Origin of the sequence: Micromonospora sp. WMMD710, from assembly GCF_029626045.1 — a bacterium.
GTDB lineage: Bacteria > Actinomycetota > Actinomycetes > Mycobacteriales > Micromonosporaceae > Micromonospora.
On the sequence record NZ_JARUBD010000001.1, the window covers coordinates 4,908,264 to 4,929,926 of the forward strand.

The 21,663-nt window shown below is 70.1% G+C and carries 21 protein-coding genes and 1 pseudogene; 12 read left to right on the plus strand and 10 right to left on the minus strand.

What is annotated here, in order from left to right; genetic code table 11:
- On the plus strand, nucleotides 1–1,011 hold the full coding sequence (locus O7620_RS22645) for an NADPH:quinone reductase (RefSeq protein WP_151489309.1): 1,011 nt from the start codon (nucleotides 1–3) through the stop codon (nucleotides 1,009–1,011).
- A 210-nt stretch (nucleotides 1,012–1,221) separates the two neighbouring features.
- Here O7620_RS22645 and O7620_RS22650 read toward each other — a convergent pair whose 3' ends face one another.
- On the minus strand, nucleotides 1,222–2,856 hold the full coding sequence (locus tag O7620_RS22650) for a fatty acid--CoA ligase (RefSeq protein WP_278127110.1): 1,635 nt from the start codon (nucleotides 2,854–2,856) through the stop codon (nucleotides 1,222–1,224).
- 71 nt (nucleotides 2,857–2,927) lie between these two features.
- Between O7620_RS22650 and O7620_RS22655 the strand changes: the two genes are divergently transcribed.
- Nucleotides 2,928–3,419 carry an NUDIX domain-containing protein gene (locus O7620_RS22655; protein ID WP_278124985.1) on the plus strand — a complete coding sequence of 164 codons (492 nt, stop codon included), beginning with the start codon at nucleotides 2,928–2,930 and terminating at the stop codon, nucleotides 3,417–3,419.
- A gap of 228 nt (nucleotides 3,420–3,647) precedes the next feature.
- Here O7620_RS22655 and O7620_RS22660 read toward each other — a convergent pair whose 3' ends face one another.
- Complete coding sequence (locus O7620_RS22660; RefSeq protein ID WP_278124987.1) at nucleotides 3,648–4,757, minus strand: FAD-dependent oxidoreductase; 1,110 nt, start codon at nucleotides 4,755–4,757, stop codon at nucleotides 3,648–3,650.
- A 149-nt stretch (nucleotides 4,758–4,906) separates the two neighbouring features.
- On the opposite strand from O7620_RS22660, the gene O7620_RS22665 reads away from it, so the two are divergent.
- Nucleotides 4,907–5,761 carry a helix-turn-helix transcriptional regulator gene (locus O7620_RS22665; protein WP_278124988.1) on the plus strand — a complete coding sequence of 285 codons (855 nt, stop codon included), beginning with the start codon at nucleotides 4,907–4,909 and terminating at the stop codon, nucleotides 5,759–5,761.
- Nucleotides 5,762–5,807: 46 nt separating this feature from the next.
- Here O7620_RS22665 and O7620_RS22670 read toward each other — a convergent pair whose 3' ends face one another.
- A complete protein-coding gene (locus tag O7620_RS22670; RefSeq protein ID WP_278124989.1) occupies nucleotides 5,808–7,484 on the minus strand; it encodes an MDR family MFS transporter in 1,677 nt (558 codons plus the stop codon).
- Between the two features lie 138 nt (nucleotides 7,485–7,622).
- Nucleotides 7,623–8,165 carry a type 1 glutamine amidotransferase domain-containing protein gene (locus tag O7620_RS22675; RefSeq protein WP_278124991.1) on the minus strand — a complete coding sequence of 181 codons (543 nt, stop codon included), beginning with the start codon at nucleotides 8,163–8,165 and terminating at the stop codon, nucleotides 7,623–7,625.
- A gap of 132 nt (nucleotides 8,166–8,297) precedes the next feature.
- Here O7620_RS22675 and rfaE2 point away from each other — a divergent pair, with 132 nt between their 5' ends.
- Nucleotides 8,298–10,121, plus strand: coding sequence for a D-glycero-beta-D-manno-heptose 1-phosphate adenylyltransferase (gene rfaE2, locus O7620_RS22680; RefSeq protein WP_278124992.1), 1,824 nt, complete (start codon nucleotides 8,298–8,300; stop codon nucleotides 10,119–10,121).
- Nucleotides 10,118–10,996 (plus strand): glycosyltransferase, encoded by an 879-nt coding sequence (locus O7620_RS22685; protein ID WP_278124994.1) that lies wholly within the window; start codon nucleotides 10,118–10,120, stop codon nucleotides 10,994–10,996. The genes rfaE2 and O7620_RS22685 overlap by 4 nt, the downstream gene beginning before the upstream one ends.
- Nucleotide 10,997: 1 nt before the next feature.
- Here the strand turns inward: O7620_RS22685 and O7620_RS22690 are convergent, their stop codons facing one another.
- Genes O7620_RS22690 through O7620_RS22700 form a run of 3 tightly spaced genes read right to left on the minus strand, consistent with a single transcriptional unit; the run spans nucleotide 10,998 to nucleotide 13,164 of the window.
- Nucleotides 10,998–12,104, minus strand: coding sequence for a glycosyltransferase family 9 protein (locus O7620_RS22690; RefSeq protein WP_278124995.1), 1,107 nt, complete (start codon nucleotides 12,102–12,104; stop codon nucleotides 10,998–11,000).
- Between the two features lie 8 nt (nucleotides 12,105–12,112).
- Nucleotides 12,113–12,661, minus strand: coding sequence for an Hsp20/alpha crystallin family protein (locus O7620_RS22695; protein WP_278124997.1), 549 nt, complete (start codon nucleotides 12,659–12,661; stop codon nucleotides 12,113–12,115).
- Complete coding sequence (locus O7620_RS22700) at nucleotides 12,661–13,164, minus strand: DUF2231 domain-containing protein (RefSeq protein WP_278124998.1); 504 nt, start codon at nucleotides 13,162–13,164, stop codon at nucleotides 12,661–12,663. Before O7620_RS22700 ends, O7620_RS22695 begins: the two co-directional genes overlap by 1 nt.
- 180 nt (nucleotides 13,165–13,344) lie before the next feature.
- On the opposite strand from O7620_RS22700, the gene O7620_RS22705 reads away from it, so the two are divergent.
- The 3 genes and pseudogenes from O7620_RS22705 to O7620_RS32105 all read left to right on the plus strand — a co-directional run.
- Nucleotides 13,345–13,962: a pyridoxamine 5'-phosphate oxidase family protein gene (locus O7620_RS22705; RefSeq protein ID WP_151489319.1), complete on the plus strand. Its 618-nt coding sequence runs from the start codon at nucleotides 13,345–13,347 to the stop codon at nucleotides 13,960–13,962.
- A gap of 45 nt (nucleotides 13,963–14,007) precedes the next feature.
- Nucleotides 14,008–14,652 (plus strand): class I SAM-dependent methyltransferase, encoded by a 645-nt coding sequence (locus O7620_RS22710; RefSeq protein WP_278124999.1) that lies wholly within the window; start codon nucleotides 14,008–14,010, stop codon nucleotides 14,650–14,652.
- A gap of 84 nt (nucleotides 14,653–14,736) precedes the next feature.
- Nucleotides 14,737–14,964, plus strand: a pseudogene (locus O7620_RS32105) (patatin-like phospholipase family protein); the annotation flags it as partial.
- Nucleotides 14,965–15,125: 161 nt separating this feature from the next.
- On the opposite strand, the gene O7620_RS22715 reads toward O7620_RS32105, so the two are convergent.
- The 3 genes from O7620_RS22715 to O7620_RS22725 all read right to left on the minus strand — a co-directional run bounded on the left by O7620_RS22715 (nucleotide 15,126) and on the right by O7620_RS22725 (nucleotide 17,888).
- Nucleotides 15,126–15,917 (minus strand): ABC transporter ATP-binding protein, encoded by a 792-nt coding sequence (locus tag O7620_RS22715; RefSeq protein WP_151489327.1) that lies wholly within the window; start codon nucleotides 15,915–15,917, stop codon nucleotides 15,126–15,128.
- A gap of 26 nt (nucleotides 15,918–15,943) precedes the next feature.
- On the minus strand, nucleotides 15,944–16,660 hold the full coding sequence (locus tag O7620_RS22720; RefSeq protein ID WP_278125001.1) for an ABC transporter permease: 717 nt from the start codon (nucleotides 16,658–16,660) through the stop codon (nucleotides 15,944–15,946).
- A 211-nt stretch (nucleotides 16,661–16,871) separates the two neighbouring features.
- A complete protein-coding gene (locus O7620_RS22725; protein WP_278125002.1) occupies nucleotides 16,872–17,888 on the minus strand; it encodes an ABC transporter substrate-binding protein in 1,017 nt (338 codons plus the stop codon).
- Nucleotides 17,889–18,273: 385 nt separating this feature from the next.
- Here O7620_RS22725 and O7620_RS22730 point away from each other — a divergent pair, with 385 nt between their 5' ends.
- From O7620_RS22730 to O7620_RS22745, 4 genes are read left to right on the plus strand one after another with little or no spacing between them, the layout of a single operon-like run.
- Nucleotides 18,274–18,987, plus strand: a complete 714-nt coding sequence (locus O7620_RS22730; RefSeq protein ID WP_225854317.1) for a GntR family transcriptional regulator — start codon at nucleotides 18,274–18,276, stop codon at nucleotides 18,985–18,987.
- 37 nt (nucleotides 18,988–19,024) lie between these two features.
- Nucleotides 19,025–19,960, plus strand: coding sequence for a DUF6282 family protein (locus tag O7620_RS22735; RefSeq protein WP_278125004.1), 936 nt, complete (start codon nucleotides 19,025–19,027; stop codon nucleotides 19,958–19,960).
- Nucleotides 19,957–20,673 (plus strand): PIG-L deacetylase family protein, encoded by a 717-nt coding sequence (locus O7620_RS22740; RefSeq protein ID WP_151489323.1) that lies wholly within the window; start codon nucleotides 19,957–19,959, stop codon nucleotides 20,671–20,673. Before O7620_RS22735 ends, O7620_RS22740 begins: the two co-directional genes overlap by 4 nt.
- Entirely contained in the window at nucleotides 20,670–21,329 is a 660-nt protein-coding gene (locus O7620_RS22745; protein WP_278125005.1) for a 4-carboxy-4-hydroxy-2-oxoadipate aldolase/oxaloacetate decarboxylase, read from the plus strand. The genes O7620_RS22740 and O7620_RS22745 overlap by 4 nt, the downstream gene beginning before the upstream one ends.
- Nucleotides 21,330–21,663: the final 334 nt, after the last annotated feature.

Consider the following 21,663-nt stretch of genomic DNA (forward strand, 5'->3'; position numbering starts at 1 on the left):
ATGAAAGCCGTCGTGTACGAACGCACCGGCGACCCTTCGGTGCTGGAGCTGGTCGACCGGCCGGTGCCGGAGCCCGGAGCGGGCGAGGTGTTGATCCGGATGGCGGTCTCCGGGGTGAACCCGACCGACTGGAAGTCGCGCCGGGCCTTCGCACCGGACGGCTGGCAGATCCCCGGGCAGGACGGCGCGGGTGTGATCGAGGCGGTCGGCGAGGGGGTCGACCGTGAGCTGATCGGCGAGCGGGTCTGGATCTGGGAGGCGGCCTGGCAGCGGCCGTGGGGCACCAGCGCGGAGTACACGCTGGTGCCGGTCCGGCAGGCGGTGCCGCTGGGCGACGCGTCGTTCGAGGTGGGGGCCAGCCTGGGCATTCCGTTCCTCACCGCGCACCGCTGCCTGACGGCTGGTGAGTTCATGCCGGACGCGCTGCGCGCCGGTGCGCTGACCGATCACACCGTGCTGGTGCAGGGTGGGGCGGGTGCGGTCGGCAACGCGGCGATCCAGCTCGCCCGCTGGGCCGACGCCACGGTGATCGCCACGGTGAGCAGTGCGGAGAAGGCGCAGCTCGCGGCGGCGGCCGGCGCCTCCTACGTGATCAACTACCGGGAGGAGGACGTGGTCGAGGAGGTCCACAAGATCGCGCCCGACGGGGTCCACACGATCGTGGAGGTCTCTCCGGCGCGGAACGCGGCGGCGGACGCGCAGGTGCTCCGTAACGGCGGCGCGGTCTGCGTGTACGCCGACGACGGCGGGACCGACGTGACGATCCCGATCCGCCCGCTGTACGTGGTGAACGCCCGCTGGCAGTTCGTGCTCGTCTACACGGAACCGAAGGCGGCGAAGGCGCAGGGCGTGATCGACGTCGCGGCCGCCGCCAACCAGGGTTGGGTGCGTGTCGGGGCGGACGCCGGTCTGCCGCTGCACCGCTACCCGCTGGCCGAAACGGCCGCCGCGCACCAGGCGGTGGAGGACTCGGCGGTGGGCAAGGTGCTGATCAGCACCAGCGACGCCTGATCGGGTCGCTCAGCACCCGATTTCCCCGCCATCAGGCCCGATTTCCCCGTCATCAGGACAGAGGCGAACAAGTTTCGCAACAATGACTGTGCGGGTCGCCCCGCGTGAAGCGGGCGGCCCCGGCGCGGTGCGAACGCCGGGGCCGCCCCCTGGGGGGAGGAACGTCAGGAGTAATCCCTCACCCAACAGGCGACGGTGCCCGGAAAGACGTTACGGGGCTGTCAGCTCCCGGACAGTCAGCTCGCCCTCGGCGTACCGCGAACGGACGACCTTCTTGTCGAACTTGCCGACGCTGGTCTTCGGCACCGCGTCGATGAACGCCCACCGCTCGGGCAACTGCCAGCGGGCCACCGAACCGGCCAGGAAGTCACGCAACTCCTCGGCGGTCACCGAGGCACCCTCCCGGACCACCACGGTCGCCAGGGGCCGCTCGTCCCACCGCTCGTCCGGCACACCCACCACGCACGCCTCCAATACCGCCGGGTGGCCCATCAGCGCGTTCTCCAACTCCACCGACGAGATCCACTCACCGCCGGACTTGATGACGTCCTTGGCGCGGTCGGTCAGCGTGATGTACCCGTCCGGGGAGAGGGTGCCCACATCCCCCGTACGCAGCCAACCGTCGCGGAACCTCTCCTCGTCTCCGACGTCGTCACCGACGTACCGCGCGGTCACCCACGGCCCACGGACCTCCAGCTCGCCCACGGCCGTGCCGTCGGCGGGCAACGGCCCACCCAGCGGGCCGACGATCCGCGCCTGCACGCCCGCCGGCACGCGGCCCTGCGTGTAGCGGTAGCGCCACGCCTCTTCGCCACTCACGCCGGCCGGCGGGCGGGACACCGACCCCAACGGCGACATCTCGGTCATCCCCCAGGCGTGGACGACATCGATCCCGTGCCGCTCGTCGAACGCGTGCATCAGCGCCGGCGGACAGGCCGACCCACCCACGATCACCTCGGTGAGCGACGAGGTGTCCACCTCGTGGCCGTCCAGGTAGGCCAGCAGGTCGGTCCAGATCGTCGGCACCGCGCCGGCCAGGGTGGGTCGCTCGGCGGCGATCATCTCGGCGATCGGCGCGGCCTGGAGGAAACGGTCCGGCATGATCAGCGACGCGCCGGAGAGGAACGCCGCGTACGGCAGGCCCCACGACATGGCGTGGAACATCGGCACGATCGCCAACTCCCGGTCGGTCGGCTCGAGGCCGAAGCCCTCCGGCATGCAGACCTGCAACGAGTGCAGGTAGATCGACCGGTGCGAGTACGCCACACCCTTCGGGTGGCCGGTGGTGCCGGAGGTGTAGCAGAGCGCCGCCGCGTCGTGCTCGTCCACCGCGGGCCAGTCGTACACGTCGGGACGGTCGGCGAGCAGCGCGTCCCAGTGGTGCACGGTGATCCGGTCGCCGGCCGGCGCCACCAGCGGCGCCGGATCGCCACCGCCGACGACCACCACGTGCCGCACCGTGGTCAGCTCGCCGATCACCCGGGCCAGCAGCGGGATGAGGGTGCTGTCAACCAGCACCACCCGGTCCTCGGCGTGGTTGGCGATGTAGACGACCTGGTCGGGGAAGAGCCGGATGTTGAGCGTGTGCAGCACCGCGCCCATGCTCGGCACCGCGAAGTAGGCGACCAGGTGCTCGTTGTTGTTCCACATGAAGGTGGCGACCCGCTCGTCGCCGGTCACCCCGCACTCGTCCCGCAGTGCGTGTGCCAGCCGGGCGGCGGCCCGGCCCACCTCGGCGTACGTCATGCGCCGGGGTTCCGCGCCGGTCCAGGTGACCACCTCGGCCGTGCCGTGCACGGTGGCGCCATGGTCGAGGATCCGGGAGACCTGCAGAGGGGCGTCCATCATCGTGCTACGCATGGGTAACAAGCTAGTGTCGCCGGTCACACGTTGGGAACCCCCGTAAATTGTCGCAGGTGAGCATCTCCTGGGCCGACTCGTACGTGGGGCAGTTACGCGCGCTCGCCGGCGACCGAACGCTGATGTTCGTCGGTGCCCGCGCCGTGGTCAGCGACAACGCCGGCCGCATCCTGCTGATCCAACGCTCCGACAACGGCCAGTGGGCCATGCCCGCCGGGGCGATGGAACTGGGCGAGTCGATCGCCGACTGCGCGGTGCGCGAGGTCCGCGAGGAGACCGGGCTGCGGGCACTGCGGGTCTGCGCGTTCGCCCTCTACACCGGGCCGGACCGGACCAGCACCAACATGTACGGGCACACCTACCAGGTCTTCACCACGGCGTTCAAGGTGGAGGAGTGGGACGGGCAACTGACCCGGACCACCGACGAGACTACCGACGCGGGCTTCTTTCCCCGCGACCGGTTCCCCAGCCCGCTCTCCGCCTCGGTTCTCGAAACCCTGGCCGACCTGGACGTCTTCGAGCAGACCAACCGTCTGATCCTGAAGTAGGCCCGGCTCCGGAGGGCCGGGCCGGCCGGCAGGCCGAGGTAGATGTCCAGCGGCTCGGCCGAGCCGCCCGCCGGCACCGGACCGGAGATGTTCTCACGCAGACCAACGTGGAGTAGTCACACTGCCAGGACGGCTCCAATTTCACCGTGGTGGTACGGCGCGCCGGCCTGCCTGCGCATCGATCCGCACGACGGGCGCGTCAGAATCGCCGTCAGCCGGTCGGTCTGCTCAGGCAGCCGTGGGGCCGAACTGTTCGGTGAAGCGCCCGGTGAACAGGTCGACACCCTTGTACTCGGAAACCGTCGCGGCGGGAATGACGGCCGGGCCGTCCGGCGTGGGCATCTGGCCGACACCGCGACGCGACCCGAGTGGAATCAGGATCATGGGGTCGGGCATCGGTCGGTAGGTGGCCGCGACCTGCTCGCCACGCAGGTGCGCGGTGATGTTCTGCGCCACGACCTCGGCGTGTCGCAACGCGTACGCCGCCATCTTGTCCTCGGCGACATCGGTGAGGTCGCCGATCGCGTAGACGTGGCCGAGGATGCCGTCGGGCCCGTGGACGTTGAGGGTCTCGGTGACGGACACCTGCCCCTGCGGCGTGAGCGTGGTGAGCCGGCCGTCGGTGAGGTAGTCGCTGTTGACACGCAGGCCGAAGGCACGGAACCAGATGTCGGCAGTGATCTCCTCACCCCCGGTGGTGGTGGCCGTGAAGGTCCCGGCCCGACTGGCCTCGGTCGTCGGCGGTGCGGTCAGGCCGGTGCCCAGCCGCACCTGGATGCCCAGCTCATCGAGCTGCCGGTGCAGGTCGTCGCGCATCTCCGACTCGAAGTCGGGCAGCAGCCGCTCGGCCGGATCGACGATGGTGACGTGCTTGTCCGGCCAGACGTCCTTGATCTCACCGGCCAGCTCCAACCCGACCGGCCCGGCACCGAGGATCAGCACCCGCTCGGCGCTGGCCAGCTCCTTGTGGGTCTGGCGCAGGTCGTCGAGTGCCTCGTCGACGGAGTCGGCGTTGAGTCTGGCCGGGTAGGCGTAACTGGAACCGGTCGCGAGGACCAGATAGTCCGCCGCGACGCGTCGGCCCGAGGCCAGCGTGACGCCGTCGGGATCCACCGAGACCGCTCGGTCGCGGATCACCGTCCCCCGCGTGAGCAGCGTGTCGAAGGGAAAGAACATGTTGCCGGCCCAGTCGGGCCGGGTCAGCGCCCGCAGCGATCCCGCCACGTTGACGAACGCGTCCCGAGGGTCGATGAGGACGACGTCGGCCTCCTCCTGGAGCGCCTTGGCGACCGCCGCGCCCCCGTAACCGCCGCCGACGACGACAACCGTACGACTCATGATTTCAACTCCTGCCGACCATCGATGTGCGCTCGACCGCTGTCGAGCGCCGTCCCCAACCGTCGTCAGCTCGACGGCACCCAGGGAGGCCGCTGTGAGGCTGGTAGTGGCAGGGACACCATCGAAATGGCCGGCGTTGTTACGTTCGGATGGTGAGCGACAACGAACTCGGACTGTTCCTGCGCGTCCGCCGAGAAGCGGTGACTCCGGCCGAGGTGGGGCTGCCCTCCGGGTCGCGCCGGCGCACCACCGGGCTACGCCGCTCCGAGGTGGCGGCCCTCGCCGACGTGAGCGTGGAGTACGTCACGAGACTCGAACAGGGCCGTGACCGTCGACCGTCTCCGCAGGTGCTCGCCGCCCTCGCCACCGCACTCCGGTTGACCCGCACCGAACGCGTTCACCTGTACCGCCTCAGCAAGGGGGCCGATCCCGGCTTCAACTGCCGGGGCGACACCACGCCGGAGCGCACGGTACGTCCGACCGTGCAGGCCCTGCTCGACCGTCTCGAACCGACACCGGCGGTGCTGCTCAACCAGCTGAGCGACATCCTCGCCCACACCGCCGGCTTCGTCCGGCTGGTCGGACCGATCGGGTTGCTGGACGCGACACAGCCCAACCTCGCCCGGTTCGTCCTCAGCGACTCCCGGGCACGGGGCGCGTACCCCGACTGGGACCACGTCGCCGACGAGCAGGTCGCCACCCTCAAGCAGGGGCCGTTTCGGGCATATCCGCCGATGGCCGCCCTGGTCGACGAGTTGACCGTCACCGCGGGCGACGCGTTCACCCGTCGCGTCGACACGGTCCCCAGCCTGCCGAAGGCCAGCGGCATCGTCCGGCTGGCCCATCCCGAGGCGGGCATGCTCCGGCTGGCGTACGAGATCCTCGAACTCCCCGACGACGACCAGCGGCTGATCGTCCACCTGCCCGCCGACGCGGCGACCTCCGCCGCGCTGGACCGCCTCACCAGCCAGCACTCGCAGCCCCTGCGCCTCGTGGCCGGATGACGCCGGCCGCCTCGGAACTGGTCCGGGGCGGCCGACGTCGACGCGGTCAGATCATCGTCTGGGACTTGGACTCCATGTCCGCGGCGGCCTCTTCCTTGGACTCGCGGTTCAACGGCTTACCGCCCGGCGCGGCGGCCTTACCGCCGAGTGGGTCGGCACCGCCGGTGGCGCCCTCCGGCCCCGCGCCCCGCAGCGTGCTGTTGGGCATCGTCACCGTGACCAACACCGCCACGATGGCGATCAGGCCGGCGGTCAGGAAGACCAGGTGCAGCGATTCGACGAACGACGCCTGGATGGCGGCCCGGACGGCACCGGGCAGCGCCATGATGGTCGCCGGGTCGTTGACGGAGATGTTCGTGCCGCCGCCGGCGGCGACCGCTGCCCGCTGCTCCGGGGGCAGCTGGGCGATCGCTCCGGGCAGCCGGTCGGCCAACTGCGAGTTGAGCCGCGACGACAGCAGCGTACCGAGGATCGCCACCCCGAACGAACCCCCCAGCGACCGGAAGAAGGTCGCCGAGGACGTGCCGGCGCCCAGGTCCCGCACGGATACCGCGTTCTGCACCGCGAGGACCAGCGACTGCATGCACAGACCCAGGCCGACGCCGATCACCACCATGAAGCCGAACGCCACCCAGAGCGACGTGCCCACCTGCAGTCGGGTGAACAGCAGCATGCCCACCACCAGGGTCGCCGACCCGACCACCGGGAACCACTTGTACCGCCCGATCCGGCTCATCGCCCGCCCGGTCAGGATCGAGGTGACGATGATGCCGGCCATCATCGGCAGCATCAGCAGACCGCTCCGGGTCGGCGAGGCGCCCTTCACGATCTGCAGGTACAGCGGGATGAAGATGATCGACCCGAACATCACCAGACCGAGCACGAAGCCGGCCGAGTTGGCGAGCGCGAACGTGGCGCTGCGGAACAGCCGCAGCGGCAGGATCGGTTCGGCGACCCGGGCCTCCTGGAGCACGAACAGGACGGCCAGCACGGCACCCGCCACCAAGAGGCCGATGATCACCCCGGAGCCCCACGGGTACTCGTTGCCGCCCCAGCTCAACGCGAGCAGCAGACAGCTCACCCCGGCCACCAGCAGTCCCGCGCCGAGCCAGTCGATCGCGTGGTCACGGCGCTCGAACGGGATCAAGCGCATCACGTGGTAACAGACCACGATGGCGAGGATCGCCAGCGGCACGTTGATGTAGAAGATCCACCGCCAGTCGGTCTCCGCGAAGTAACCACCGACCAGCGGACCGGCCACCGACGAGATCCCGAAAACGGCACCGAACAGCCCTTGGTAGCGGCCACGCTCCCGAGGTGACACGACATCCGAGATGATCGTGAACGCCAACGTCAGCAGACCACCGGCACCGAGGCCCTGGATGCCCCGCGTGACGATCAGCTGGGTCATGTTCTGCGACAACCCCGCCAACAGCGACCCGACCAGGAACGTGCCGATCGAGAACAGGAACACCGGGCGGCGCCCGTACAGGTCGGCCATCTTGCCGTACAGCGGCGTCGACGCCGTCGAGGCGAGCAGGTACGCGGTGACCACCCACGAGTAGTGGTTGATCCCGCCCAGCTCGCCGACGATGGTGGGCAGGGCCGTACCGACGATGGTCTGGTCGAGTGCGGCCAACAGCATGCCGGTCATCAGGCCGAACATGAGCAGCCGGATCTGCTGGCGATTCAGCACCGGCGCTGCGGAGGCTTCGGTGGTCATGTGCCCATCTATCCCGCGAGCCCCGAAACATGCGCCGAACCGAAAAAAACCTCCCACCGCCCACGCAGGGTTGATCAAGAGGTTTGCGTCATCCCGCACGGCGTGTCATGACGCAAACCTCTTGATCACCGGGGTGGGTTAGGAGGTTGCGAAGGATTTCGTGATCTGGGCGCAGAAGGCGGGGAGGTCGTCGGGGTTGCGGCTGCTGATCAGGTTGCCGTCGGTCACGCACTCCTCGTCCACCCAGGTGGCGCCGGCGTTGGTCAGGTCGGTACGCAGGGTGGGCCAGGAGGCGATCCGCCGGCCCCGCACCACGTCGGCCTCGATCAGCGTCCACGGGCCGTGACAGATCACCCCGACCGGCTTGCCCGCCTCGAAGAACGCCTGCACGAACCGCACCGCGTCCGGATCACCCCGCAGGAAGTCCGGGTTCGCCACCCCGCCGGGCAGCACCAGCGCGTCGTAGCCGCCCGCGTCCGCCTTGTCCGCGGTGACGTCCACGTCGTACGTCCTGGACTTGTCCAGGTGGTTGAAGGACTGGATGGAGCCGGGCTTGAGCGAGACCAGCTCGACCGTCGCGCCGGCGTCCTCGACCGCCTCGCGCGGCTGGACGTACTCGACCTCCTCGACGCCGTCGGCGGCCAGGAAGGCGATCCGCTTGCCCTGCAGTGTCGGTGCCATGTCGGTACATCTCCTTTCCGGGGGTACCAGAGTTCCCTTCCCGACCTCGAACGCCCGAAACAGCCCAGCGGGGGCTTCCGGGCCGAGCAGCGGGCAGGTTTGTCCCGAGGGCCGCTGGGGACCCGGGGAGGCATGGCAGGAGCAGCAGCGGAACAGCGCCGGCTCGCGACCGTCGTGGAGAGCTGGCTCGGACGCCCAGTCCTGATCGTCGGCGACGCCATGTTGGACGAGTGGCGGTTCGCCGACTCAGACCGGTTGTGCCGGGAGGCGCCCGCCCCGGTCCTCACCCTGCGCCGGCGGATCTCCGCCGCCGGTGGGGCCGCGAACACCGCGGTCAACGTCGCCGCCCTCGGCGGTCGGGCGGTGCTGGTGGCACCGGTCGGTGCCGACGTGGCCGGCGACGAACTGCACGACTGTCTGGACCGGGCCGGCGTCTGGGACCGTACGGTCAACCAGCCGGGCCGGCCCACGCCGGTGAAGCGGCGGATGCTGGCGGGTAACCAGATCCTGCTCCGGGAGGACTCCGGCGACGCGGACGACGCGCTCGACCCGGACGGCGTGGCCCGGCTGCTCACCGCGCTGGACTGCGCCACCGAGGAGCTGCGCGCCGCCGCCGGTGGGCAGGCGCCGACCCTGGTGGTCTGCGACTACGGTCTCGGCGCGCTGCCCGCGCCGGTGCGCGCCTGGCTGGTCGAGCAGCGGGAGCGGTACGCCACGGTCGCGCTGGACGCCCACGACCTGGCCGACTGGCGGGGCCTCGCGCCCACCGTGGTCACCCCCAGCTTCGCCGAGGCGACCCGGCTGCTGGCCCGCGCCGGCGGTGCGACCCGGCCGACGGCCGACACCGGCCTGCACCTGGAACACCCCGACATCGACCCGGCCGACGGTCCGTCCGAACTGAGTGTCGGCGCCGCCCCGGGCGGGGCCCGCGCCGACGATCGCCCCGGGCCGGTCGGTGAACCCACGCCCGGCGAGGGCCGGGTGGCCCTCACCGGCGACGGGCTCAGCGTCACCGGCACCGGCGTCACCGTGAACACCGAGGCCGGTGCGGGTGTCGACCGGGCCGTCCTGGCCGAGTCACGCCTGGCCGAGCTGCGCGCGCACACCGGGGCGGACGTGGTCGCGGTGACCCTGGACACCGAGGGTGCGGTGGTCGGCGGCGCCGACGGGGAGCCGCGGCGCAGCCACAGCACCCCGGTCCCGGCGAGCCACGCCGTGGGCGCCGGCGACGCCTACCTGGCGGCGATGACGCTGGCCCTGGCCGCCGACGCCCCGCTGCCCACCGCCGCCCAGCTCGCCCAACTGGCGGCCACCAGCACGGTGTCCGACACCGGCACCTGCGTGTGCCGGCGCGAGGATCTGCTGACCGCGCTCGACCTGCCGGCGGAGACGATCGGGCACCCGTCGCTGGTCGGCACCGACGAGTTGGAGGCGCTCGTCGCCGAGCACCGCGACGCGGGGCGTTCGGTGGTGTTCACCAACGGCTGTTTCGACGTGCTGCACCGGGGTCACGTCCGCTACCTGGAACAGGCCCGCGCCCTGGGCGACCTGCTTATCGTCGCGGTCAACTCGGACGGCAGCGTACGTCGCCTCAAGGGCCCGGACCGGCCGGTCAACCCGGTCGAGGACCGCGGTGCCCTGCTCGCCGCGCTGTCCTGTGTGGACCACGTGGTGGTCTTCGAGGAGGACTCACCCGCCGCGCTGATCGAGGCCGTCCGCCCCGACGTGTACGTCAAGGGCGGCGACTATCCACCTGAGCTGGTGCCGGAGGCGCCGCTGGTGCGCCGGCTGGGCGGCCAGGTGCGCACCCTGGGGTACGTGCCGGACCGGTCCACGTCGGCGATCATCGACCGGATCCGGTCCCACACCCAGGACCGGGAGACCGAGCCGACCCGGGAGAACGACCCGGCCCGGGAGACCGACCCGTCGCTGAGCACCCGCACCCGGGCGTCGTGAACCGCCCCCTCGACCTCGACACGCCGGCGGGCTTCCGTACCGAACGGCTGGTCGACGTGCTGATCCCGACCCGTAACCGGCCGGCCGAACTGGCGGTCACCCTCGCCGGGCTCGCCGCCCAGGAGGGGGTGCCCGGTTTCGGGGTGGTGGTCAGCGACCAGTCCGACGCCGAGCCGGCGTACGCGCACCCGGCCGCGGCGACCATGGCCCGGGCGTTGCGCCACCGGGGTCACCCGGTGCTGCTGACCCGCCGGCTGCCCCGGCGCGGGTTGGCCGAACACCGGGCGTACCTGCTCGCCGCCTCGGCCGCCCGGTACGTGCTCAGCCTCGACGACGACGTCTGGCTGGAGCCGGGGGCGCTGCACCGGCTGGTCACCGCGATCGAGGAGCTGGGCTGCGGGTTCGTCGGCAACGGCGTGCACGGCCTCTCGTACGTCGACGACGTACGGCCGGAGACACACGGGCACTACGAGGAGTGGGACGGCCCGCCCACCCCGGAGCGGATCCGGCCGGGGACACCGGAGTGGAACCGGGCCCGGATCCACTCGGCGGCCAACCTGCTGCACGTCACCGCACAGGCGGCGCTGCCGCCCGATGCCTGGCGCGCGTACAAGGTCTCCTGGATCGGTGGGTGTGTGCTCTACGACCGGGCGAAGCTCGTCGACTCCGGCGGTTTCGACTTCTGGCGGCGGGTGCAGGAGAACCACCAGGGCGAGGACGTCGCCGCCCAGCTCGCCGTGCTGGCCCGGCACGGCGGGGCGGGCATCCTGCCCAGCGGCGCGTACCACCTGGAGTCCCCCACCACGGTCACCGCCCGGGACGTGGAGGCGTGGGAGGTCGTCCTCGCCGACGAGGACACCCCGCAGCCGGCCTGACCTACGGGTTGAGCAGTTCGCGGGCGGCTTCCAGGACTTCGACCACCGGCACGTCGGTGACGAACGAGTCGCGGTGCGGGCACTCGCCGTCGCCGGGCCGGTGCGGATAGATGCCCGGCGTGCAGTCCACCCCGCAGACCGGGCAGTGCACCATCCACGAGCTGATCGGCCGGTGCCGGCCACGCAACGGATTCGCCGTAGTGATCAGGTTGCCGACCCAGAAGATGCCTACCGTGGGCGTACCCACGGCGGCGGCCAGGTGCACCGGGCCGGTGTCGTTGGAGACGACCAGCGCGCAGTCGGCGTAGCAGCCGACCAGCCCGCCGAGGCTGAGCGTGGCCACCTGCGGCCGGACCGGCACCCCCGCCGCAGCGACGACCCGGTCCACCACCTCCTGCTCGGCGGGCGTACCGGTCACCAGCACCTCGTACCCGTCGCCGTGCAGCGCACGGGCCACCTCGGCGAAACGCTCGGCCGGCCAGCGGCGGCGGGTGTCGGTGGCACCCGGATGCAGCGCCACCCGGGGCCGGTCGGCCGGCCCGAGCACCCGGGCCGCCTCGGCCCGGTCGGCGTCGGTGACCGCCAACGCCGGCACGATGGTGGTCGCCGGTGCGCCCACCAGGCCCACCACCTCCAGGTAGCGGATCACCTCATGCTGGTAGTAGACGTAGCGCAGACACCGGTCCAAAGGGGGCGCGTCGTCGGCGCACAGGCCGACGGTCACCCGTGCGCCGAGCCGGCTCACCAGCGGATTCGAGTTGGCGCCACCGCCGTGGATCTGCACCGCCACGTCGAAACCCTCGCCGGTGGCAGCCGCCAGGAAGTCGTCCATCGACGACTCGGGCTCACCCGATTCGGGCGTACGGATGCCGGGCGCGGGTGGCACCACCAGCACCCGGTCCACCGGGCCGGGCCGGTCGCGCCAGAGCTTCACGTGCCACGGCGCACCGAGCAACACGATCTCCGCCGAGGGGTACGCGGCACGTAGCGCGTCGAGCGCCGGCAGCGCGAAGATGAAATCGCCGAGCGCGTTCGCGCGCAGCACGGCGATCCGCCGCACGTCGGGGACGTACCCGGCCGTCGGGCCGAGCAGGGGCGGGGTGACCACGCGGCCCGCTACGGCCGGTCGATCTCGCCGACGGTGTCCGGGCGGTGCAGCTCCCGGTCCGCCGCGGGATCGGCCGGCATCGGCGTACCCCCGAAAGAGCCGCCAGAACGCGGCCCGGTGCGGCCGACGGTGATGGTGCGGGGCGTGGGCCGCGTCGCCCGGGGCACCCGGACGCGGAGCAGGCCGTGGTCCATCACCGCGTCGATGCCCTCCGGATCGACCCGGGACGGCAGGTCGATCCGGTATTCGAAGCCGCGGGTCTCGAAGCCGCCCGGGATGCCCTGGTCGGCGTTGACCTCGGCCTCGGAGCGGGCCCGCACGCACAGCTCCCGGTCGTCCAGCTCGACCGCCACCTCCTCCGGTGCCACACCGGGCAGCCGGACGACGACCTCCCAGCCGTCGGAGGTCTCGCTCAGCTCGACGTCGGACCCACCGGCCCGGCCACCGACCAGGCGACTCAGCTCGGCGCGCAACGACTGCAACTCGCCCATCGGATCCCAGCCCTGCTGGCGGCCCCGCCAGCCCCGGCCGAAACCGCCGCTCTGCTGCTCGCTCATCACACCTCTCCGATCCGCCGGGTGGCCGTGGTCGGCCGCAGCGAGCTGGGCGCGTCCAGGCCGGCATCGCGGTCGACGCCCACACCGAGCCGGTCGACCAGCTCGCCGCCGAGCCAGGCGCTGATGCCGAGGATCGCCACCGCGACCAACTCGATGGCGATCAGCGCGCCGCCGGCGGCCCGGGAGTCCGCGTTGAGCCGGACCGCCCAGACGGCGGCGAAGAGCAGGATCACCGCGACGTTGGCGGCCGAGTGCAGCAGACCGACCCGCTTGGCGCGGGTGCCGGTCGGTATCGCCAGCAGGTCGAACGAGCCGGCCACCGCGGCGAGCAGGCCGCCGATCAGACCGACGGTGATGTTCCAGTACGCGACCTCGGCGAGGAAGTCGGGACCGCCGACCGTGTCGACCAGGTCGAACAGCACCGCGGTGACCAGCAGCGCGACCGGGAACATGACCAGCATCGGATGGACTGGGTGACCCAGCACCTTGAGTCGGCTCTCCATCTCCCGGCCTCCACTGGTCGGCTTACTGGCTGACTGGCTCCTGCGGACGGTTCGTGCGGCGGGCGTGTCGGGTGAGGCCGTACCCCCGGCAACCAGGCACAAACCTCGCCCTGGTCACGGCGGCCTAGGCTGAGAACCGGTGGTGCCCGCCACCAGGTCAACGGCTGAGGGAGGATCAACGTGACGGTGGAGATCACCTCGCATGAGGAGCTGCGCGAACTGCTCGGGGTGCCGGGCGCGCGGGCCGCCAACAAGGATCGCCCCCGCCTGCACGAGCGGGACCGGCAGTGGCTGGCCGCCGCGCCGTTCTGCCTGGTGGCCACGGCCGGCGCCGACGGCAGTTGCGACGTCTCCCCCAAGGGCGACCCGGCCGGCTTCGCGCTGGTGCTGGACGACACGACCATCGCGCTGCCGGAGCGGCCCGGCAACAAGCGGGCCGACGGCTACCGCAACATCCTCGACAACCCGCACGTCGGGCTGCTCTTCCTGATCCCGGGCCGGACCGACACGCTGCGGATCAACGGGCGGGCCCGGCTCGTACGCGACGCGCCCTGGTTCGACGACATGGTGGTCAAGGGGCACCGGCCGGTGCTCGCCGTCGTGGTGGAGATCGAGCAGATCTTCTACCACTGCGCGAAGGCGTTCCTCCGTTCCGCGCTGTGGCAGCCGGAGACCTGGCAGCCCGACGCGCTGCCGACCCGCGCCCGCCTGATCAAGGAGGTCGAGGCGCCGGTGGAGAGCCTGGAGGATCTGGAGCGGCACTACGGCCCGGAGTACGCGAAGAACATCTACGCCTGAGGGGCCGCGGGACACCATCCACTTGGGGTGATCTAGCTTTTCGGCGTGGACGTTGACGACTGGCTGGCCGACAACCGCACCTCGTACGACAAGGTCGCGGTCAGTTACGCCCAGTTGGTGACCGACCTGCTGGCGCAGGCACCGTACGAACGGGCGGCGCTGGCGTTGTTCGCCGATCTCGTCCGCGCCGGGGGCGGCGGTCCGGTCGTGGACGTGGGCTGCGGGCCGGGCCGCATCACCGCCCACCTGCACGAGCTGGGCCTCAATGCCTTCGGGATCGATCTCTCCCCCGGCATGGTCGCGGTGGCGCGGCGCGACCACCCCGGCCTGAGGTTCGAGGTGGGCTCGATGACCGACCTCGACCTGGCCGACGGCTCGGTCGCCGGCCTGATCGCCTGGTACTCGCTCATCCACGTCCCCGACGATCGGCTCCGCGCGGTCCTCGCCCAGTTCCGGCGGGTGGTGCGTCCCGGCGGCCCGCTGCTGCTCGGTTTCCACGTGGGCGACGAGACGACCCTCAAGACCGAGGGGTACGGCGGCCACCCGATGAAGGTGCGCGTGCATCGGCGCCAGCCGGCCGCGGTGGCGGCCTGGCTGCGCGAGAGCGGCTTCCGGGTCGAGTCGGAGACAACTCTCACTTCGCCGGAGAGCAAGCTCGGCGCGATCATCTTCGGGCGCCGCGAGCCCTGAGCACCCGTTGTCACCCCTCCGACGCCCCTGCTGGCCTGAAACTGCGAACACCGTTAGCAGTTGGCTGCCTCAGGTGGAGGACCGATGACGGACGACGCACGAGCCGTCTGGGTGCTCGGCGGCGGCGGAGTGACCGGCATTGCCTGGGAGGTGGGCATTCTCGCCGGGCTCGCCGACGAGGGGGTGACCGTGGCGCAGGAGGCGGTCATCATCGGCACCAGCGCCGGTGCCGTCGTGGGCGCCCAGATCGCCAGCCGGACTCCGCTGGCGGACCTCTACGAACGCCAGCGCCAAGGCGTGCCACCCGAGACCTCGGCCGCACTGGGCTTCTTCGACCTGCTCCGCCTCGCACGGGCCCAACTGTTCGCCCGCAGCCCGGAGCGGGCCGCCCGCCGCCTCGGCCGCCTCGCTCTCGCCACCCCTCGACCATCGCCAACGTCCCAGCCGACCACCCCAACCGCCGGTGACCGAGTTCAAACGACAAGCTCGGTGGGTCCGACTCTTTCCGGCGAGTCGCTGCCAAGTAGCAGTTGGTGCAGTTCCGCGGAGCAGGCGGCGACCTGGTCCATGTGGGCGTTGTGCCCGAAGGAGCGGGGCCGTGGGATATCGATGTCTACGAGCTGTCGTAGCCGGCCGGGCCGGGCGCTCAGCACCGCCACCCGGTCAGCTAGCAGGACAGCCTCCTGGATGGAGTGGGTCACGAAGACGACGGTCGTGCCGAGATCCATGTGGATTCGCTGCAACTCGGTCGCCATCTCCTCCCTGGTCAGCGCGTCGAGTGCGGAGAACGGCTCGTCCATCAACAGGACCTTCGGCCGCTGGATGAGCGCTCGGCAGAGCGAGACCCGCTGCTGCATGCCACCGGAGAGCTCGTGGGGGAGGCGCTTGGCGAATCCGTCAAGCCCGGTCATTTCCAACAGGTGCATCGCGTGATCGCGATGCTCTGACCTGTGCCACCGGAATATCTCGACTGGCAGCAGCACGTTGCTGAGGACCGTCCGCCAGGGCAGCAGTGCTGGGCGTTGGAACATCATGGCAACGTCACGGCGAGGTCGGGTTACCGGCTCGCCGTCGACCCGGACGTCGCCCGCCGACTGCGGGATTAGTCCGGCGATGAGCCGCAGTAGGGTGGATTTGCCACATCCGGACCGGCCGACCACGGCCATGAACTCGCCGTCGCGGATGTCTAGGTTGATGTTTTCTAGTGCCTTGACAGTACCGGTCCGGCTCTTGAACGACCGTGACACTTCACTGAGGTTGATCATCATGCTCCCAGAGGTCTGTGCGCCGGTCATGACGCGATCGCTCGGGCCCACGGCACGAGGATTCGCTCGAGTGCACCCACGAGGTAGAACAGGCCGGCCCCCATGATGGCGAGCAGGGTCAGCGCGGCGAAGGCGAGCGGGGTGTCGGCGGACTGCCCGGAGCTGACGACGACCGAACCGAGACCCCGGTCAGGCTGGATGACCTCACCGATGATCGCCCCGACGATGGCCAGTGAGGTCGCCACCTTCAGACCTACGAAGACCTGCGGCAGCGCCCAGGGAAGGCGAACCTTCACGAAGGTTTGCCACCATGACGCGGCGAGCGAGCTGGCTAGCTCGCTCAGGTCGCTCGGAGTCGCGGTGAGCCCGGCCATGGCGGAGACCAGGATCGGGAAGAAGCAGAGCAGGACGACCATCACGATCTTGGGTTGGGTTCCGAACCCGATCCAGACCAGCAGGAGAGGCGCGAGCGCGACCTTCGGTACTGCGTTGATTCCGGCTATGAGCGGTAGGGTCATCCGTTCTATCGTTCGGGAGGCGGCTAGCACGATCGCGATGGCCAGTCCGCCAGCCGCGGCGATGCCGAAGCCGGTGACCGTCTCCAGGAAGGTCACCCAGGCTTCGCTGAGTAGATAGTCGGGCAGCCGGAAGAAGGCGTCGACGACATCGGGTGGGGCAGGCAGGAAGAATGGCTCGATGTTGAAGACTCTGGTGGCCAGCCACCAGAGGGCGACCGCCAGCACCGCGCCCAGGACAGGCAGCCCGGCACTCGACCAGAGTTGTGATGACCTGGGGCTGGTCCGCTTGACAGGCATGGTGGCTTCCTCCGTGGAGGGTCGTGTGGCAGGGGTTCGGCGGCGAGGCGCTGAATGGTGTGCCCGGTGGTCGTGAGGGGATGGCGCCCACCTGCGGCAACCATCCCCTCACGTTAGGTCCGCGAGGTGATGCTTTTGGTCAGCCCTTGGGGATGAAGCTGTTGTCGACGATCTTCGCCGGGGTCAGGCCGTTCGGGATCACACCGGCGCCCTGCAGGATGGCGATGGACCGAGTTACCCGCACCTCGTCCATGGATCCGATCGGAGCTCCGCCGGCCGGTGACACGTACGCGGCCATCGCCTCGATCTCACCCACGCCCGCCGCTACCGGGTAGGTCGGCTTGACCTTGTTCAGGATCGTCGCTGCTTCCTGCGGGTTCTTGACGCTGTACTGCAGCCCCTTGAGGATCGCCGCGGTGAAGCGGCGCACCAGGTCCGGGTTCTGCTGGATCAGGGTCGGGGTGGTGATGATGGCGTTGCCGAAGAGGTCCCCGAGGTAGTCGCTGTACGGCAACACCACGACCTCCTTCTTCGAGGTCGTCGCCAGTGCGCCACGGCTGAGCAGGAAGGTGCCGAGCGCGTCTACCTTGCGACTGGCCATCAGCCCGTTCAGCGCGGTGGTCTGCGCGCCCTGGATCTTGACCGAGTTGGGGTCGAGCCCGGCCATCCTGGCGTAGGCGGGAAAGAGCAGTTCCGTGACCGAGCCGGCGCCGGTGGCCATCGTCTTGCCTGCGAGGTCCCTCGGCGCACTGATGCCGGTGTCCTTCGTGGTCATCACGGCGACCAGTGTCTGCTGGTGAACAGCCGCGACTGCCCGCCAGTCGGTGAACTCGCCCTTGCCCGCCTGGATCACCGCGCCGGTGAAGTCGAGTGCGCCGAACTGAACCTGACCAGACTTGAGGGCGGTGAGGTTCGGCACATTACCCGAACCCTCCTTTATCTCCACCTCAATGCCGACCTCATCAAAATAGCCCTTCTCCTTCGCTACCCAGGCGAAGGCGTCCCGACCGACAGCGCCGAAGGCCGTGACGTACGCGACTTTATCGACCTTCTTCGAATCCTTGGGGTCGGCGTCTGAACCACTGCAGCCGCCCACGGCCACGAGGGCCGCAGCAAGGACCGCAGCTGCCAGCACTCGGGAGCGCGCAATCATCATTTCTCCATCTTCCAGGGGGTTGAGAGGCGGGCGCGGGGAGCGCCCGAGCAAGGCGGGTAGAGGCAACCACTGATCATCGATCGTGGACTGTAGAGGATTCACGCCGCACCTGTCACCGCCGAGATACGACCGATCTGAGCTCCAACAGCCGGCCACATTGCTCTTCCGGCAGCTCAATGGCCTGTTGACATCCGGATCGCGAGCAACGATCCTGTCTACAAGATTGTGCAAGATTTGGTGCACAGTTTGCAGGGCGGTCTCCGGCAGCGGGGATGCGGCAGGGCCACCACGATGCCAGGCGGTCCACTGCGGGCGGCGGCATCACACCTGGTGCCGCCTAATCGGTTCGGGCTCGGCATGCCGTGCCCGGCGACACGGGAGATCGGTGACCGCAGCCATGGGTACTTCGCCACGACGTCCGGCAGGCATTTCCGCCGAGGAGGCCTACGAGCACCTGCGCCAGGCGATCCACAATGGCGAGCTCGGGCCCAACGAACGGCTGGTCGAGGCCACGTTGGCCGACAGGCTTCAGGTCACCCGCGGGGTGGTGCGCACCGCGCTGATCCGACTGACCCAGGATGGTCTGGTTGTTCGCACCCCCAACCGCGGGGCACACGTACGGATGTTCACCGAGGCCGAGGCAGTCGAGATCCTCCAGGTGCGTGCCGCCCTGGAGGCGCTGACCGCACGGCAGGCGGCATTGAACGCGACTGACCAGGAAATCGCCGCGATCCGGCGGCAGCTCGACCAGATGACTCTGAAGCTCAAGCAGGATGACCTGCTCGGCTATTCGGAGGGCAATGCCAAGCTGCACGCGGCGATCATCGCGGCCGCCCGGCACGGGACCGCGGCGCAACTCATCGCCGGCCTGCGTGCACAACTCGTCCGGTTCCAGTTCCGCACGATTCTGGTCGCCGGCCGACCACCCAAGTCGCTCGCCGAGCACACCGCGATCGTCGAGGCCATCGCCGATCGCGATCCCGACGCCGCAGAAATCGCCATGCGCCAGCATCTTACGAGCGTCGTATCCGCCTTGGACAAGACCGCGACGGCGATCCGGCGTCGGTTCTCTCCCGTCGACTCCACCCACGCGGCTTGAGTCGAGCGTCACCCCACCAGCCCTCCCAAGGAGCAGCATGTCAGATCACCCCGTCCCGTCCCCGCGTGCCCGCGCCCTGGTCACCGGGGCGTACGACACCCACGTACACGTCGCTCCCGACGTGATGGAACGGCGGATCGACGACCTCGGCCTGGCACGACGGTTCGCCGAGGTCGGCCTCGCCGGCTTCGTACTGAAGTCCCATTACGTGCCGACCGCTGAGCGCGCGTCAGTAGTGCGCAAGGTGGTCCCCGACGTGGACGTGCTCGGCGCGGTCACGCTGAACGGATCGATCGGCGGCATGAACCCGGCCGCAGTCGAGATCGCGGGCCGCCAGGGCGCACGGATCGTCTGGATGCCCACCGTCGACTCGGGCAACCAACGCCGCAGCAACGCCACCGATCCACCCGGCGCCAAACCAGCTATGTGGGGAGCGCTCCAGGCCGATCTACACGCCCAGGGCATCGTGCCGGCTGTCGTCGAGGTCATCGACGAGGAAGGCCTGGTGCTCGACCATGTGCGGCAAGTGCTGCGGGTCATGGCCCGTCACGACCTGGTGCTCGCCACCGGGCACCTGAACGGCGACGAGATCCTCGCCGTGGTCCGGGCCGCGAAGGAGGAGGGCGTACGCCGTATCGTCGTCACCCACCCCGAGTTCACCTCCCAGCGCCTGCCAGTGCATCGACAGAGAGAACTGGCCGAGGCCGGCGCTCTGCTGGAACGCTGCTTCACCACGCCGTACACCGGAAAGGTCGCCTGGGACGACCTGTTCGCCAACATCCGGCAGGTTGGTGCCGAACACTCGATCCTCTCCAGCGACCTGGGACAACCATTCAACCCGCCAGTCGAAGACGGTCTTGCGCTCTTCGCCGACCGCCTGCTGGACGCCGGCTTCAGCGAGCAGGAGATCCACACAATGGCAGTGGTCAACTCCCGGCAGGTCGCGGCAGCGAAGATGGAGGTACCGGCATGAGTAGGCGCAGGCTGCTGGTGGTCGGGGCGCACAGCGCGGACTTCGTCTGGCGGGCAGCCGGCGCGGTCGCCACCCACACCGCCGCCGGCGGGGAGGCCCTCGTGCTGGCCCTTTCGTACGGCGAACGGGGCGAGTCCGGCGAGCTTTGGAAGGACCCGAACCAAACGATCGAGAACGTCAAACGGATTCGGCACGCAGAGGCGGAGCGGGCCGCAGCCGCCGTGGGGGCCAAACTCGAGGCGTTCGATCTGGGCGACTACCCACTACGTATCCGGGATGAGGACATCGATCGGCTGGCCGAGCTGATGCGCGACTACGCCCCCCACGTGATCCTTACTCACCCAGACCGGGACCCGTTCAATCCGGACCACCCGGCCGCGCACGCCGCGGTGGCGACCGCCCGGCAGCTCACCTCCGGCGCCGGTGTCGCCAGCGGCTTCAAAACCGCACCACCCTCGGAGTTCCTGGTCTTCGAACCACACCAGCCCGAGCTGTGTGGTTTCACACCCACCGTCTTCGTCGACATCACGGAGGTGATGCCAGCCAAGCAGGACGCGATGGCCGCGATGGGCGCCCAGGGCTACCTCCGTGAGTACTACACCCAGCGGGCCGAGCAGCGCGGCAACCACGCTCGTCGGGTCAGCGGCAACACCGCGATCCGGCAGGCCGAAGCATTCCAGCGGCTGATCCCGAATGTGGTCGGTGCGCTGTGAGCGCCACTCCCCATCGCACCGAGATCGACCCTGACACCCTTGCCGCATTGATCGCCGGCGGCGTTGCCACCGTGTACGAGGCGTCAGGGCGGCGCGGTCTGATCGACGTGGAGCTGACGCAGATCGTGCCGGGCGCCCGTGTCGCCGGCCCGGCCCGGACCGTCCAATGCGGACAGGGCGACAATCGAGCCGTACACGAAGCCATGACGGTGCTCAGGCCAGGCGAGGTGCTGGTCCTCAGCATGCCCGATCCCGTACCGACCGCGCTGATCGGCGAGTTGCTGGCAACGCAGGCCAAGGTGGCTGGTGCCGTTGGTGTGCTGGTCGACGCGGCGGTCCGGGACGTGGATGAGTTGCGCGCACTTGGCCTGCCAATCTGGGCCCGCTGGCGCCGCGTACGGGGCGCGACCAAACAGGAGCGGGGCTCGCTCGACGTCGTGGTGATGGTGGGTGGCGCCGCCATCGCACCCGGCGACATCGTGTTGCTCGACGCCGACGGCGCAGTGGTCGTCGACAGGAACAGCCTCGCCGAGGTGGCTGCGGCGACCAAGGCCCGAGTCGAGAAGGAGACCGGACTGCGGGCGCGCCTGGAGGCCGGCGAATTGAGCTACGACCTGCACGGGATGAGGGCGGCAGACGAGTCTGCAGCGCTCTGATCCTGATCAGTTGAGATCCGTCGCTGGCATCTTCCTAAAGGTCTGCGACGTCGAGGACTTCGGTGAAGATCGGTCGGTGGGCGTGCCGCGCCCGGAGGCCGGTTAGGCTCCCGAGCTTATGTTGATCGATGGGATCGTGGGCTGGCGGGCGGGTTTGGATGATCTGCTGGCGCGGTTCGCGCACCGTTTCGGGCGGGCGGAGCCGCGCCGGCAGGCGCTGAATTGTCTGGTCGGGTCGCTGTCGCCGCTGGCGACTAAGAACGGCTGGGCCCTGGCCGATCAGGGACATCAGCACGGCCACTGCCAATGGGCCGGGGGCGGGCGCAGAGGCCGG